Origin of the sequence: Rhodococcus sp. NPDC056506 (assembly GCF_042794945.1) — a bacterium.
GTDB lineage: Bacteria > Actinomycetota > Actinomycetes > Mycobacteriales > Mycobacteriaceae > Rhodococcus_F.
The window spans coordinates 16,524-30,735 of record NZ_JBHTSW010000035.1 but is presented as its reverse complement, the minus strand read 5'-3'; the positions used below and the strand labels follow the sequence as shown (position 1 = coordinate 30,735).

Genomic DNA, 14,212 nt, shown 5'->3' with positions numbered 1-14,212 from the left:
AGGAGCTTCTGGACGCGACGAAGCGCCACCCCACCAAGAGTCCGGAAGGGTTGTGGCACTGGTTGTATCGGGCAGTGCAGTAGAGCGTCTTGTTATTTCGTTACGCGTATCGTTATTGTGGAGAAATGTAGTCGGAGTCAGCGCACAAAGCAAGAGTCGAATGGGGCGGAAGTGGCGCCAGGTATCGCGAGACCACGACGGGCGAAGTTCGCCGTCGCCGTCGGCCAGTGTCAGGTGATGTGACGATCGGGCCTATTTCTCGACAAGCATGACGCTGGTCACCAAAATGATTCTGCGAGCAGGGAGTTCATCTGCCGGACACATCCAAGGTCCCCGTTTGAATGCCGGGTTTGTTAGCTTTCTGCCTGTGACGCGACGTCACGGAAAGTTCACGAATTACGGAGGATCACCATGGGTTCCATTTCGACGATCATCGGCATCTTCGAGCTCTACAAGCTTCTCGAGCCGCTGCTGAGCTCGCTGAGCTGATTCAGGTGTGAGATCCGCTGTCGAGCCGGGGCGCCGAGGGACTCGGCTCGACAGCGGACGTCGACGATTCGGCCGCGATCAGGATCCGTGGAACGGATGTCGGCACCGGCAGAATTCCATCGCTCCGGTGTAGTGGTCCATTACCAGTATTTCTGCGCACCGAGCGGGCTGCGGTGCGAGCCTGAGGCAGCGCTCGATCCATCCGCGCTCCAGCGAAGGGGCGGGATGTGTGCAGTTCGTGCATCGACCGGGACGTTCTGCGACACGAACGGAACCATGGTGCTCCGGGGGCATGCAAGCATCTTGGTGGTGCGAGGTTTCAACGACAATGGTTCCGCTCGAGCGGAAGCTATGTGAGGTGCGTCAGCTGATATCGCTGATATGGGCCAGCCCGACGGCGGCACCCGCATCGGCGACAACGACGTACCCGATATGACCGGTGAGCCGCAGCGCAGCTGCAAAAGTTGGCTCCGTCAGACCCACCGTCGGTAGGGACGGCGCGAGATGCGAGACTGCCAGTTCAGCATCGCCCGCCTCGCGTAGCCCATCGACGGTTACGATTCCCAGGATCTCGGTCACCGGAACGGACCCGCGGACAGATCGTTGTAACGCTACGGGCAACAATTCGCCATTGCCGATCAGCTCTCGTGCCACTGCGACCGACGCGGATGCCGGGACGTATCGAAAGAGGTCGTAGCGGTTCTGCAGTGTGTCGCGGACGACCGGGCCGGGAGCACTGCGGTACAGGGGAAATCCAAGTGGACCGAGCCAGTCGTCATCGAAATACTTCGACAAGTAAGCCCTTCCGGAATCCGGTGCAATAACGACGACGACGTCCTCTGCGCCGAGGATTCGCGCTGCTCTCAGCCCGGCCGCCACCGCTATACCGCTCGAACCTCCCAGCAGCAGCCCCTCCTCACGAGCCAGCCGATGAAGCGTGACGATAGCCTCGAGGTCGGTGATCTGTTCGATCTGATCGACGATGTCGGTGTGGTAAGAGTCCGGCCAATCATCCTTCTCCGTGTCCGGATGCAAGAAGTGGCCGACCGCCTCCACGTGCCAGGCGCGTCCGTCGCCGCCACCGTAGACGGAGTGCTGCGGGTCGGCTCCGATAACGGTGACCGTCCCACCGGACACTTCCTTCAAATATCCGCCTGCTCCGGTCACGGTTCCACCTGTGCCGATCCCCGCGACGAAATGACTTATCCGGCCGGAGGTCTGGTTCCAGATCTCCGGGCCTGTGGATGTGCGGTGAGCAGCAGGGTTGGCGGGGTTGTCGTACTGACCGGCCAGCCAGCCGCCCGGAATCTCCTGAGCGAGGCGAGCAGCGATGTTGCGGACGAATTCGGGATGATGCGAAGGGCGACCACCCGGTGTCACCCGCACTTCTGCTCCGTGCGCTCGGAGAAGAGCAATCTTCTCCGAGCTTGTCTTGTCGGGAACCACGACAACGGTCCGGTATCCACGCGAGGCCGCGATCATTGCCAAGCCGACGCCGGTGTTTCCTGACGTTCCTTCGACCACCGTTCCACCGGGGCGTAGGTCGCCTGCGGCTTCAGCCGCACGGATCATCGCCAGCGCTGCGCGATCCTTCACGCTCCCACCCGGGTTGAGATATTCGAGCTTCACGTAGACCGTCGCGGCTGCACCGTCGGTCACGCTGTTGAGTTTGACTAGGGGAGTGTTTCCGATTGCGTCTGCGACTGAGTCGTACACGCCGACTCCTTGTGCGGCGGACTTCCAGTTGTCAGTGGTGACCATCGGTGATTTCTGATCCGTCCTCGATCTCCCACATCGATTCGAAAGCCCGAATCGGAGGTAGGGGTTCGTTGTACTTTTCGATTTGAACGAGTGCGCTGTGAGCACTGGGTCCTTGCGCGAGCCGGGACGTCCCTCGATCGGCTGTCAGAACGTTTGGATTCCCGTGGACGTCGAGGCCTCCGGGGGCGATCGGGTCGTACCATGCCCCGGTCGACAGTCGAACGACAGACCGGCGAAGTGATTTCGTCAACCGCGCGCCCGCGAGAACCTGACCTCGCTCGTTGTACACGCGAACAATGTCGCCGTCGGCGATACCGCGTTCGAGCGCGTCCGTTGTATTGATCTGGATTGGTTCTCGCTCACGGATCTTTCCTGCGCGTGAATGGGATCCGTTGTCGAACTGCGAGTGCAGGCGTCTCTCCGGTTGTCCGGACAGAAGATGGAACGGGTAGTTACGTTGCGCCGTTGATCCCAGCCACTCACGAGGTTCGAACCACGCCGGGTGTCCGAGGCAATCATCGTATCCGAAGGAATCGATCGTCTCGGAAAAGATCTCGACCATGCCGGACGGCGTCGCGAGCGGGTTTGCCTCGGGATTCTCCCGCAGGAGTCGCAGTGGCCCCGGCGGCGTGGGAATCGGCGGCGCGGGAATGACTCCGCGACGGCGTAATTCGTCCCAGTCGGGGATTGGGAAGCCCGACTCTGCTGCGCGCTCCCGAGTCCTGCGATACAGCTCTTGCACCCATTCGTCGGCGGTGCGGTTTTCGGTGAACTCTCCTCCGAACCCGAGTCGACTGGCTATTGCGCTGAAGATCTCGTAATCGGTGCGCACGTCGGGTGGTGGTTCGGCAGCCTTCACGATCGCGGATATATGGTCATCGGCGCCGGCGGCAAAATCGTTACGTTCGAGCCAGGTCGCTGCAGGCAGGACAATATCAGCGTGTCGTGCAAGCGAATTGGCGAAGTGCTCGTGGACGACGATCGTCTCCGGTGTCTGCCACGCACGAACGAGGCGGTTGAGATCCTGGTGGTGGTGAAACGGATTACCGCCGGCCCAGTAGATCAGTCTCGTGTCGGGAAATGTGTACCGACCGCCGTCGTAGTCGAATGTGCCGCCGGGGTTTTCGAGCATGTCGGTGATGCGAGCCACGGGGATAAACGAGTCGATCGGCCGAACCCCCTGATCGAAGGATGCGGGCTTGAATCCGTTCTGTGGTACGCCGACCTGGTGCAATGCGCCCAACGCACATCCGAAACCGCCCCCGGGAAGCCCGAGATTTCCTGTCAGTGCGGCCAGCGTCAGCGCCATCCAGGGCGCTTGCTCGCCGTGATCCGCTCGTTGCAACGAATACGAGGTGGTGAAAACCGTTCTCCGGCCGACGATCTTCCGTCCCAGCTCGGCGATGGTAGTCGGCGCGATACCTGAGATTCTTCCCGCCCACTTCGGGGTCTTGGGTATTCCGTCGCTGTGCCCCAGCAAGTATGCCTCGAACTGAGGCCATCCCACGGTGTGAGCATCGAGGAATTCCCGGTCATGGTGGCCGGAGACAACCAGCTCGTACGCCAGCGCCATCATGACTGCGACGTCGCTGCCGGGGATGACGGGAAGCCAGTCTGCCTCGAGCCCTGGATGCGCGTCGCCCGAGGCGGGAGAAATCAATACGAATTCTGCTCCCGCGCGGCGGGCGGTCAACTGGTCTCCGAGATTGCGATGGACACCTATCCCGCCGCCGTTCACGGAACTGTTGTGTGCGGCCATTCCTCCGAAGGCGACAACGAGACTGCGATGCTGCGCCACTTCTTCCCATGTTGGATTCGATGCGAGGACCCCTGCGTAGCCTCCGGCGACTCGACGGAGAATGACCTGCATCGCGGCGGACGAGTACGACTCGACTGACGCGGTGTATCCGCCGGCGAGATTGAGAAAGCGATGGATCTGCGACTGCGGGTGGTGGAATCGTCCGGCAGATCCCCATCCGTAGGAGCCGCCGAAGATCGCCGCGTTTCCGTGTTCGGTACGTACCCTTGCAATTTCGTTGGCCACCAGTCCGGTAGCAGTATCCCAGCTGACTGGTACATACGGGTCGTCGCCACGCGCGGCGAAACCGCGGCGTGTATCTCCAGGCCCGTGTCGGAGATAGCTCCGACGAACCAGCGGTCTTGTCAGGCGCGACGGCGCGTCGAGTGTGGACGGCACCCCCAACCCGATCGAAGACGGATCGCCGTCGATGGGGTTGGGGCGAAGTCCGAAGATCTGGTTGCCATCGGACCGTGCAAGATATGTACCGAAGTGTCCGGCGGTGGGAAATTCGGTGACTGCGCGAGAATCGATCTGCGTCATTTCGACTTCACTACTTCTCGATCCATGCATCCACGTAGGACGGCCACCACGGTGCTTGGAAGGCGAGCCCGTGCACCTTCGGTCCGGCGGCTTGGGTCTGGCTGCCTTCGGTGGCGGGGAACGCGTACCCCTTCTCGACGATGATCCGCTGTATTTCAGCGGTTTGTTCGTTGCGCTGGCTCGGATCGAGTTCGGTGCTCTGGGCGGTCAGCAAACTTTGCAGTTCGGGGTCGTAATCCTCGGTGAAGTACAGACTGAATCCGGGGCCGAAGGATGACACCAGCACGTCGGGGTCGGGTCTCGTGAGATTTCCGTACTGCAGTTGCCAGTTACCGGAATTGCGGTTGGTGATTATTTCGGCGGCGGTTACCTGGTCGATACGAAGCTCGACTCCGATCTTCTTCAGTTCCTGCTGTGCAAGTTCGTGAAGTGGCTTGTCACTCGAAGCGCTGAATTGGATACTGACGGAAAGTTTCTGGCCGTCCTTCTCCCGTATGCCGTCGGATCCTGGCTTCCATCCAGCTCTGTCGAGGATCTCCCTCGCTCGGTCCGGATCGTAGGCAAGATCGGCGCTCAAGTCCGTGAAGTTCGGATGAGTCGACGACAAGATGCTGGTTGGGACCTTTTGATACCGGTCGAAGATCGTGTCGTGGATCTCGTTTCGGTCGAGCCCGGATTGGATCGCGCGGCGGACAGATTCGTCGCGGAGCACAGGGTCTTTCACGTTGGCGTAGTAGGTGTAGACCACCCCCGCGGACGAGCGCGAAGCGATGTCGAAACCTTGCGCCGAGATGTTCTCGGAGTCATTCGCCGGGACGGTGGTGGCAACCTGAATCTGGTCGCTGAGAAGGGCGCCGGTGCGTACCGCGTTCTCGGGCAGGATTTGGAAAGTGATTCCGTCGAGATACGCAGGTCCCTGGTGAGCGTTCTTCGGCGAGGACCACTGGTAATCGTCGCGCCGCTTCACCTCGATCTTCTGGTCCTGGACGACATTGCTGATCACGAAGGGGCCGCTGCCGATGACTCCCTGGGCGAGCCGCTCCTCGGGTGTTTTCGTGGTGATCGTCTCAGGGGCGATGATGCCCAGGGGCTTCTCTGAAAGGGCTTGCAGAAAACCAGCTTTGGGTTGGTTGAATGTCACCTGGACCGTACGTGGGTCGATGACGGTCGATCCCTGATATCCCAGCAGGTAGGCAGACGACTGGAAAGCCCGGCCTTGCTTGCCGAGTTCGACGATATTGTCGAAGTTCAGCTTCACGGCTTCTGCATCCAACGTTTCACCGTTGCTGAATGTCACACCATCCAAGAGATGGAAGACGTACGAGGTCCCGTCTTCGGAGACATCCCAGGACTTTGCCAACCATGGCACTACTTCGCCGGTGTCCGGGAGTTGCTCGGTCAGATTGTCGACGATTTCGACGTTTGTGAAATTGCAACCGGACGTCTGTGCCTTGTCCAACCCACATGGTGCGATGATGCCGACCGTGAGATGGCCCCCGGTCTGTGGCTCGCCGACGACCCCGACAGCATCGGGGGTGGAACTGCAACTTGCGATGGCGGCAGTGATGGCTACGATCGCGAGGACCGATAATCCTCGTTTCATGGGTATTCCTGTTCTGTCTTCGTAACTAGTTGTCGTTCAACGATTGTCAAAGTACTTGTAATCTTTCGGATTACGTCGACTTCTACGAACGCTGATTCAAACTCTCGTTCGAAGCAGGATCCAGCCTTAAGGTTCGGTGTCGGTGTTGGATTGCAGTTAGAGCGGATGGCAGGAGTCGAACCTGCGTGGACGGTTTTGCAGACCGCTGCCTTGCCGCTCGGCCACACCCGCATTGATCCAATTGTGTTCGTAGTGAACAACAATCGCCATGATTGCGATCAGGGTGAGTTGATCGCAGTGTGACGGGTTGCAGGGCGGAAGGCTATTGCCGGGCTAGGAGAGCGAGAACACCGCGACGAGGAATTCGGAATTGTCCTTGAAGGGGCGCAGATCCCACGTGGAGAGCAGCAGATCAGTCTCGAGGCCACTCGCGGTCGCGTCGGCAAGGAACTCGGGGAACTCGTATCCGCGCCCGGCGCCGAACCCGATGACCACTCGGCCGCTCGGAGCGAGATGACGAGCGAATCCGGCCAGTACTGCTTGCCTGGTGGACGGGGCGAGAAATGCCATCACGTTGCCTGCCGACACGATGACGTCGAAATCTGCCTCGACACCGCGGGCCGGAAGATCGAGTTCGGCGAGATCGCCGACAAGCCACGTCGGGCCGGGATGGTCCTCCTCCGCGGCAGCGATGAGAACCGGGTCGACATCGACGCCGACAACCGCGTGACCGACGTCGTGCAGGTAACCGCCGAGTCGGCCAGGCCCGCACCCTGCATCGAGAACCCGACCACCGCGTCCGAGCATCGCGTCGATCAAACGTGCTTCCCCGACAATGTCCTTGCCGTCCGCTCTCATGGAACGGAAACGCTCGACATATCGTGTGGAATGCGTCGAGTCGGCTGCAGTGATCTCTTCCCACTGGCTGGGGGTGCGCTCGTTCGGGGCCTGTGCAGTCATCTTCCGAGGGTACCGACAGCTCACCTGGTGCCGACGACCGTCCCGTCCGCGGCATATCCGACGAGGGTTGGTCGCGGGAACGTGAGCGTCAATGGAATCCAACCGTAGAAGCGGTCTTCGGCTAGAACAGTCGGATAGATATTGCCGTCAACGGTGTGGAGTTCGGCCCGAACGGCGCCTCCTGCCCCTGCGTCGTAGGTTGCCTCGTGCGGACCCGCAACCATGATGCCGGCGCCGCCTCCGAACAGGAAGGGTGACGCCTCCTCCGGGTACATATCGGGATCTGCAGCAGGAAAGCAACTGTCTCCAAGGTGGCTGAAATCGGAGGGTGCTCGCTGATCGAGATCTTCGGCAGATTCGAAGACCGGGGCGACGCACCTCCAGCCATTGGCGCCGTGGGCAACGAAGACGCTGAACAGGGTTCCGTCAGGTCCGGGAATGGACCCGACCCGCTCGGCGGTGGACGGATCGATTCCGCCGTTGGTTCCCGGCATCGTCTGCCAACCCGAGTACATGTCGGTGAACGGTTTCGGCATCATCGCCGTGGCAGCGGCGCAGCCCACCACTCCCGCAGCGCAGACCGCTGCGACGAGAACGATGACACTGACTCGGCGGCGTGGAGCTTTGGTTGCCCCAATGTTGTTTTCGGTAGCCATTATTCGCGCGCGGGCGGCCTCCTGGACGTTCTCGGGCCAGAATTCGGCGGATACCGTATCGCTCGGTCGCAGCTTCTCGAGCGTGGTCAGCAGATCTTTGCTCATGGGGTACTCCCGTGTTCGGCGGCAGCGCAAGGTCGGGCGGTGTTCATCGGGATTACGGTGACGGATTCCGAAGCCAACCCGGCGCCTAATCGACGCCGAGCGCGAAAGAGACGAACATGCATGGCCGGAACCGAACACCCGGCGACCCGCGCGGCTTCGGTGGCGGTCAATCCGTCCCAGGCAGTCAGGAGCAGGGCTTCACGTTCGGTGACGGTGAGTGTTGCCAGTGCTTCGACCAGTTCCGTGCGTTCGGTGACAGTGACGTCGGCGCCCGGCGTCGATGCCGCAATCTGCTCGATGCGTCCCATCTTCTCGGTGAGCGCGTCAAGGCGCCGAACGCTGCGACGGTTGTTGTTCACGGTGTTTCGAGCCACCACCAACAGCCACGGCAGTGCCTGCTCGGGAACTTCGTCCAAGCGTCGCCAGGCTACGAGGAAAGTCTCGGCGACAACTTCCTGCGCGCTGTGATGATCGACGTGGCGGTAGGTGGGTCATATGAAGAGATGTCCAGCTGGTTGCTGATCCTTACAGTCTCTGAGCTAATGGACGGTTTGTCGTATTACTCCGGCCGAGAACTCCGACTGTCAGAAGCAACAGAGCGAGGATGTACAGCGTCATGATCCAGATGCCCGCAGCGGCAGGCTGCCACCTGTTGGCCTGACCGAGCAGGATGAGGGCGTCGGAGACGAGGAAGAGAGCGCCGCCGATACCGGTGATCGTGTTGTACGCCAGTGCGGTTGATGCAGTTCCCACCAGGATTGCGGCGTACACGGGGACAGCAATTCGAAGTTCAGGTTCGAGACCGGTCCAGGTGTACGACACAAGAGCGATTCCAGCGACGGTGTAAGCGCACAGAAACCATGGCCGCCTTCGTATCTCCCGAAGAGCGCCGCTTGAGAGAAAGAATCGGATGAAGCAGAGGTGACCGATCGCGAAGGCTGCCATCCCGATGACAAACGTGCTCTCCCAGATCAGGAACAAATCTCCGAAAGCACAGGCAATCAGTGCCGCAGCCACAATTCGAGGTCCGCGGCGGGCGACAACCCAGGCAGCCAGAATCGGAGCGAGCATGACCTTGGTGATCCCGTCCCAGGGCGCAGCATCAGCGGCATTGAGGATCAGATGGACAATCGCTACCGCTGAAAACCCCACGAACCATGGCGACCGGATGGTGCTCGGCAGTCCGGCGTCCCAATCAGATTCACGCATCGGCTCAGTGTAGGAAGTCCGCTGCACGCTCGGCGAGGTCGAGCGCCGGCTGGGGGAGTATGCCGAGGATGAGCGTGACACCGGCGCCGAGGCCGATCACACTGCTGGTCAGTGCACTCGGCACCACGACGGTCGGAGCGTCTGCGGCCGATTCGGTGAAGAACATCAACACGATCACTCGCACGTAGAAGTACGCGGCGATCGCGCTGCACAGGACGCCGACGATCACGAGAGGTGCGGCACCACCCTCGGCGGCCGCGCTGAACACGGCGAACTTTCCGATGAACCCACTGGTCAACGGGATCCCGGCGAAAGCCAACAGGAACAGTGCAAACACAACCCCGACCAGCGGTGAGCGCCGGCCCAATCCGGCCCAGCGCGAGAGCGTCGCGACCTCACCGTCTGCGTCCCGAACCAGACTCACGACTGCGAACGCGCCCACTGTGCTGAATCCGTAAGCCAGAAGGTAGAACATCGCCGAGGCCAGGCCGGCGTCCGAATCCGCAACCACAGCGGTCAGAATGAATCCGGTGTGCGCGATGGCCGAATACGCGAGCATCCGCTTCATGTCGGTCTGCGTCACAGCGACGATCGATCCGACAACCATCGTGAGTATCGCGACCGCCCACATCAGTGGACGCCAGTTCACGTATTCGTTGGGCAGAGCCACATAGAAGACACGAAGGATGGCACCGAATGCGGCGATCTTGGTCGCGGTCGCCATGAAACTGGTGATCGGCGTCGGCGCCCCTTGATAGACGTCGGGAATCCACGAATGGAACGGCACCGCACCGACTTTGAACAACAATCCCACTGCCACGAGTGCTGTCCCGAGCCACAGGAAGGCGTCGGTACCCGACCCGATGCGTGCTGCGTCGGCGATACCGGAGAGTGTGACCGTCCCGGCATAGCCGTACAGCAACGCGATTCCGAAAACGAAGAACGCCGACGAAAATGCTCCGAGGAGAAAGTACTTGAGCGCGGCTTCCTGGGAGAGCAGACGACGTCGACGCGCCAGGCCGCACAGGAGATACAGAGGCAGTGAGAACACCTCGAGCGCAACGAACATCGTCAGTAGATCGTTCGAAGCGGGAAAGAGGAGCATGCCGCCGACCGCAAAAAGCGTGAGCGGAAAGACCTCGGTCTGGGCGATACCGACCTTGACCGCTTCTTGTTCCGCAACACTTCCCGGGACGCTCGACGCTTGAGGGGTGAAGCTGCCGAGCGCGTCGTGTTGCGCGATCACCTCGGCGGTGTTGCCCGAGCCTCGCTCGGCGATCAGCAGTACTGCGGGGATCGACACGAGAAGGATCGTGGCCTGCAGGAAAAGGGTCGGACCGTCGACCGCTACAGAACCCATCATCGCCGTCGACCGCGTGCCGGCGAGCAGAAGCACTGCCACGAATGCGGCCGCCAAGCCTGCGACACCGAGGACGAGTTGCACGGGGTATCGAAAACGCCGGGGTGCAAATGCCTCGATGAGTACGCCCACAATCGCAACACCGAACACGATCAACATCGGCGAGAGCAGGCTGTATTCGACACTGGGTGACGCCGTGCCGGCTGAGCCGAGGACGGTCACGTCGTTGAAGGAGCTCATTTGTGGGCACCTCCTTCGTGGTCGGCGACGAGCGGGGTCGGCGCCTCGTCGACCGCTGTGTGACTCACTGCAGGAGTGATGACGTCCAAGGCAGGCTTGGGGTAGATGCCCAGTAGCAGCAGGAGAGCGATCAGAGGGGCGACCACCACGAGTTCGCGTCGCGCGAGGTCGCGGATCGTTCCCTGTCCTTCCTTCACGGGTCCGCCCATCATGCGCTGATACAGCCAGAGGATGTAGATCGCGGACAGCACGAGCGCGGCGGTGGCTGCGATAGCGGCCACGTGGTAGCGCGAGTACGTTCCGATCAGCACCAGGAACTCACTGATGAACGGAGCCAGACCCGGCAGCGACAGCGTTGCCAACCCCGCTACGAGGAATGTGCCTGCCAGGACGGGTGCGACTTTCTGGACGCCGCCGTACGCTGCGATCGATCGAGTACCTCGCTGTGAGACGAGGAATCCCGCGATCAAGAACAGTGCCGCAGTGGAGACTCCGTGATTGACCATGTACAGCGCGGAACCCGCCTGGCTCTGGCTGGTCATCGCGAAGATTCCGAGAATGATGAAGCCGAAGTGTGAGATCGACGTGTAGGCGATCAGTCTCATCACGTCTGTTTGCGCGATCGCCAGTATCGCCCCGTAGACGATCCCGATCACGGCGAGCGTGATGATCCACGGTGCAAAAGTCGACGACGACTCCGGGAACAGTTGCAGGCAGTACCGAATCATCGCGAAGGTGCCCACCTTGTCCACGACCGCCATCATCAACACCGCTGTCGACGGAGTCGATTCCACCGCGGAGTCGGGCAACCAACTGTGCAGCGGCCAGAGGGGTGCTTTCACCGCGAACGCGAACATGAATCCGAGGAACAAGGCGTTGAGCACCCCGGGGCCCACGCCGAGTTCACCGCTGTTTGCCGCTGAGGCGATCGCCCGGAAGTCGAAAGTGCCGCTGGTGAACGGACTCTCGTCGCGAGTGGTGACCACGTACAGGCCGATGACGGCGGCGAGCATGACCAGGCCGCCGAGGAGGTTGTAGAGCAGAAACTTCACGGCGGCGCGAGATCTACCCATTCCACCGAACCCGCCGATGAGGAAATACATCGGTATCAGCATCGCTTCGAAGAAAATGTAGAACAAGAGAATGTCCAAGGCGCTGAACGAAATCATCACCATGGACTCGACAACAAGGATCAGGGCGAAGTAGGTGTGCGGCATTCTCTTGGGTGATGCCGGGTCTGCCGGGACGTCATTCCAGCCCGCGATCAGAAGTAATGGAACCAGCACGGCGGTGAGAAGAACCAGAACGAGAGCGATCCCGTCGAGTCCAAGTGTGTAGCTGGTACCGAAAGTCGGTATCCAGCTGTGGCTTTCGACAAACTGAAATTGTTCGCCGCCGCGGTCGAACGCAACTCCGAGAACGGCGGCGACCACCAGGACCGCCACGGACACAGTCAACGCGAGAGACTTGGCAAATTGGTACGACCGTGCCGGTAGGGCGAGGACTACACCCGCTCCGATGAGCGGAAGCAGCCAGAGCGCCGTCAGCGCAGGGAAGCCGGCATTTGTCACAGAGTCGCTCACCGCCGCTTGTATCACCACAGTGTCACCGCCATCATTGTCGCGACCACGAGTGTTGCTCCGACAAACATCACCAGCGCGTACGAGCGAACAAACCCGGTCTGCAGCTTCCGCGTGAGCGCAGACAACCCGGTGACTACCACCGCAAAGCTGCCCACCATGCCGCCTATTCCCTTGGTGTCGACCACTTCCAACGACTTGGTGAGTTGTCGACCGGGCTTCATGAACACCGCCTCGTTGAAGGCATCGCCGTAGAGATCGTGGCGAGCCGCAACGGTCAACGGGGAGGCCGGAGTCGGCGGCGCCAGTGGAATCTCACGGGTGGCGTACTCGCGGTAAGCAATCGCGACGCCCGCGGCAACTGCGAGCAGCGCCAGCGCGGTGATGGACCATGCTGGTATGGGCGGTTCGACGTGATGGGAGCCGACTACTGGTTCGAGCCAGTTCTGCAAGCTGGACCCGATGGTCAGGAGCATGCCGGCCCCGACGGACCCCACCGCCAAGATGATCATCGGAGATGTCATCACCGCGGGAGATTCGTGAGGTTTCTGGTCTTCCCAGCGGGCCTTCCCGAAGAAGGTCATCAGCATCACACGGCTCATATAGAAGGCAGTGAGCGCTGCGCCCAACAGGGTGACAAGGCCCAGCACGACACCCTTCACGCCACCCTCACCGATCGCAACTTCGATGATCTTGTCCTTGGAGAAGAACCCTGCGAACGGCGGAACACCGATGATGGCAAGGTAACCGAGTCCGAAGGTGACAAAAGTCAGTGGCATGAACGCTCGGAGTCCGCCGTAGCGCCGCATGTCGGTTTCGTCGTTCATCGCGTGCATCACCGAACCTGCGCCGAGGAACAGACCCGCCTTGAAGAATCCGTGGGTGATGAGGTGCAAAATCGCGAAGGCATACCCGGCCGGCCCGAGACCCGCGGCCAGGACCATGTATCCGATCTGACTCATGGTCGATGCGGCGAGCGCTTTCTTGATGTCGTCTTTCGCGCAGCCGATGATCGCACCGAACAAGAGCGTCACTGCACCGACGATGACAACCACGAGCTGAGCGTCGGGCGCGAGATCGAAGATCGGATTCGAGCGCACGATCAGGTACACGCCGGCAGTGACCATCGTGGCGGCGTGGATCAGCGCCGATACAGGGGTGGGGCCCTCCATCGCGTCGCCGAGCCACGACTGCAGCGGCACCTGCGCCGACTTCGCGCACGCAGCGAGGAGGAGCATCAGACCGATCGCCGTCAGGACACCTTCGCTTGCGCCCGATGCGTCGCCGAAGACATTGCTGAACGAGAGCGATCCGAATGTGCTGAACATCAACATCATTGCGATCATCAAGCCGATGTCGCCGACACGATTGACGACAAATGCTTTCTTCGCCGCGGTCGCCGCCGAGGGCTTGTGCTGCCAGAATCCGATGAGCAGGTACGACGCCAGACCGACGCCTTCCCAGCCGACGTAGAGTCCGAGGAAATTGTCGGCGAGCACCAGGAGCAGCATCGCTGCCAGGAATAGATTGAGGTACGCGAAGAACTTACGACGCTCGGGGTCGTGCGCCATGTAGCCGACGGAGTAGATGTGGATTAGCGAACCCACACCCGTGATGAGCAGGACGAAACACATCGACAGTTGGTCCAGCTGTAGTCCGAACTCGACTTGAAGACTGTCGACCGGGACCCAACTGAACAGGTGCTCGGTAACGGTGCGGTCGGCGGTGTCGCGGCCGAGCATCGCGATGAAAAATACTACTGCCACGACGAACGACGCGAGAGCCATGACGCAGGCGAGCAGGTGACCCCACACGTTCGTGCGGCGACCGGCCAGCAAAAGAACAGCGGCGCCGCACAGCGGCAGGGCGGGGAGCAACCAGATGGCGGACGTGATTCCTCCTGACATG

9 protein-coding genes, 1 tRNA gene and 1 pseudogene are annotated in these 14,212 nt (G+C 61.1%); all 11 read right to left on the bottom strand.

All coding sequences use genetic code 11. The annotated features are described in order from the left end of the window. Positions 1–852: 852 nt before the first annotated feature. Positions 853–2,250 carry a PLP-dependent cysteine synthase family protein gene (locus ACFQ6H_RS22740; RefSeq protein WP_378630773.1) on the bottom strand — a complete coding sequence of 466 codons (1,398 nt, stop codon included), beginning with the start codon at positions 2,248–2,250 and terminating at the stop codon, positions 853–855. Further along, a complete protein-coding gene (locus tag ACFQ6H_RS22735) occupies positions 2,237–4,591 on the bottom strand; it encodes a molybdopterin-dependent oxidoreductase (RefSeq protein WP_378648750.1) in 2,355 nt (784 codons plus the stop codon). The genes ACFQ6H_RS22740 and ACFQ6H_RS22735 overlap by 14 nt, the downstream gene beginning before the upstream one ends. A 10-nt stretch (positions 4,592–4,601) precedes the next feature. Further along, on the bottom strand, positions 4,602–6,194 hold the full coding sequence (locus ACFQ6H_RS22730) for an ABC transporter substrate-binding protein (protein WP_378533506.1): 1,593 nt from the start codon (positions 6,192–6,194) through the stop codon (positions 4,602–4,604). Between the two features lie 160 nt (positions 6,195–6,354). Continuing rightward, positions 6,355–6,425, bottom strand: a tRNA-Cys gene (locus ACFQ6H_RS22725). Positions 6,426–6,527: 102 nt separating this feature from the next. Then, on the bottom strand, positions 6,528–7,154 hold the full coding sequence (locus tag ACFQ6H_RS22720) for a class I SAM-dependent methyltransferase (RefSeq protein WP_378648748.1): 627 nt from the start codon (positions 7,152–7,154) through the stop codon (positions 6,528–6,530). 20 nt (positions 7,155–7,174) lie between these two features. Next, entirely contained in the window at positions 7,175–7,915 is a 741-nt protein-coding gene (locus tag ACFQ6H_RS22715) for a hypothetical protein (protein WP_378648746.1), read from the bottom strand. Continuing rightward, a pseudogene (locus ACFQ6H_RS22710) lies at positions 7,912–8,373 on the bottom strand (RNA polymerase sigma factor); the annotation flags it as partial. The gene ACFQ6H_RS22715 and the pseudogene ACFQ6H_RS22710, both read right to left, overlap by 4 nt. A gap of 67 nt (positions 8,374–8,440) precedes the next feature. Continuing rightward, positions 8,441–9,124 (bottom strand): lysoplasmalogenase family protein, encoded by a 684-nt coding sequence (locus ACFQ6H_RS22705; RefSeq protein WP_378545567.1) that lies wholly within the window; start codon positions 9,122–9,124, stop codon positions 8,441–8,443. Between the two features lie 4 nt (positions 9,125–9,128). Beyond that, a complete protein-coding gene (gene nuoN / locus ACFQ6H_RS22700; protein WP_378648744.1) occupies positions 9,129–10,724 on the bottom strand; it encodes an NADH-quinone oxidoreductase subunit NuoN in 1,596 nt (531 codons plus the stop codon). Then, a complete protein-coding gene (locus ACFQ6H_RS22695) occupies positions 10,721–12,325 on the bottom strand; it encodes an NADH-quinone oxidoreductase subunit M (protein WP_378648742.1) in 1,605 nt (534 codons plus the stop codon). Before ACFQ6H_RS22695 ends, nuoN begins: the two co-directional genes overlap by 4 nt. After that, positions 12,319–14,211 carry an NADH-quinone oxidoreductase subunit L gene (nuoL, locus tag ACFQ6H_RS22690; protein ID WP_378648740.1) on the bottom strand — a complete coding sequence of 631 codons (1,893 nt, stop codon included), beginning with the start codon at positions 14,209–14,211 and terminating at the stop codon, positions 12,319–12,321. The genes ACFQ6H_RS22695 and nuoL overlap by 7 nt, the downstream gene beginning before the upstream one ends. Between the last annotated feature and the right edge of the window lies 1 nt (position 14,212).

What these genes read in the sequence shown, in the direction of transcription:
- ACFQ6H_RS22730 (WP_378533506.1), bottom strand. Translation starts at nt 6,194, where the DNA reads ATGAAACGAGGATTATCGGTCCTCGCGATCGTAGCCATCACTGCCGCC.
- ACFQ6H_RS22720 (WP_378648748.1), bottom strand. Translation starts at nt 7,154, where the DNA reads ATGACTGCACAGGCCCCGAACGAGCGCACCCCCAGCCAGTGGGAAGAG.
- nuoL (WP_378648740.1), bottom strand. Translation starts at nt 14,211, where the DNA reads ATGTCAGGAGGAATCACGTCCGCCATCTGGTTGCTCCCCGCCCTGCCG.
- ACFQ6H_RS22740 (WP_378630773.1), bottom strand. Translation starts at nt 2,250, where the DNA reads ATGGTCACCACTGACAACTGGAAGTCCGCCGCACAAGGAGTCGGCGTG.
- nuoN (WP_378648744.1), bottom strand. Translation starts at nt 10,724, where the DNA reads ATGAGCTCCTTCAACGACGTGACCGTCCTCGGCTCAGCCGGCACGGCG.
- ACFQ6H_RS22735 (WP_378648750.1), bottom strand. Translation starts at nt 4,591, where the DNA reads ATGACGCAGATCGATTCTCGCGCAGTCACCGAATTTCCCACCGCCGGA.
- ACFQ6H_RS22715 (WP_378648746.1), bottom strand. Translation starts at nt 7,915, where the DNA reads ATGAGCAAAGATCTGCTGACCACGCTCGAGAAGCTGCGACCGAGCGAT.
- ACFQ6H_RS22705 (WP_378545567.1), bottom strand. Translation starts at nt 9,124, where the DNA reads ATGCGTGAATCTGATTGGGACGCCGGACTGCCGAGCACCATCCGGTCG.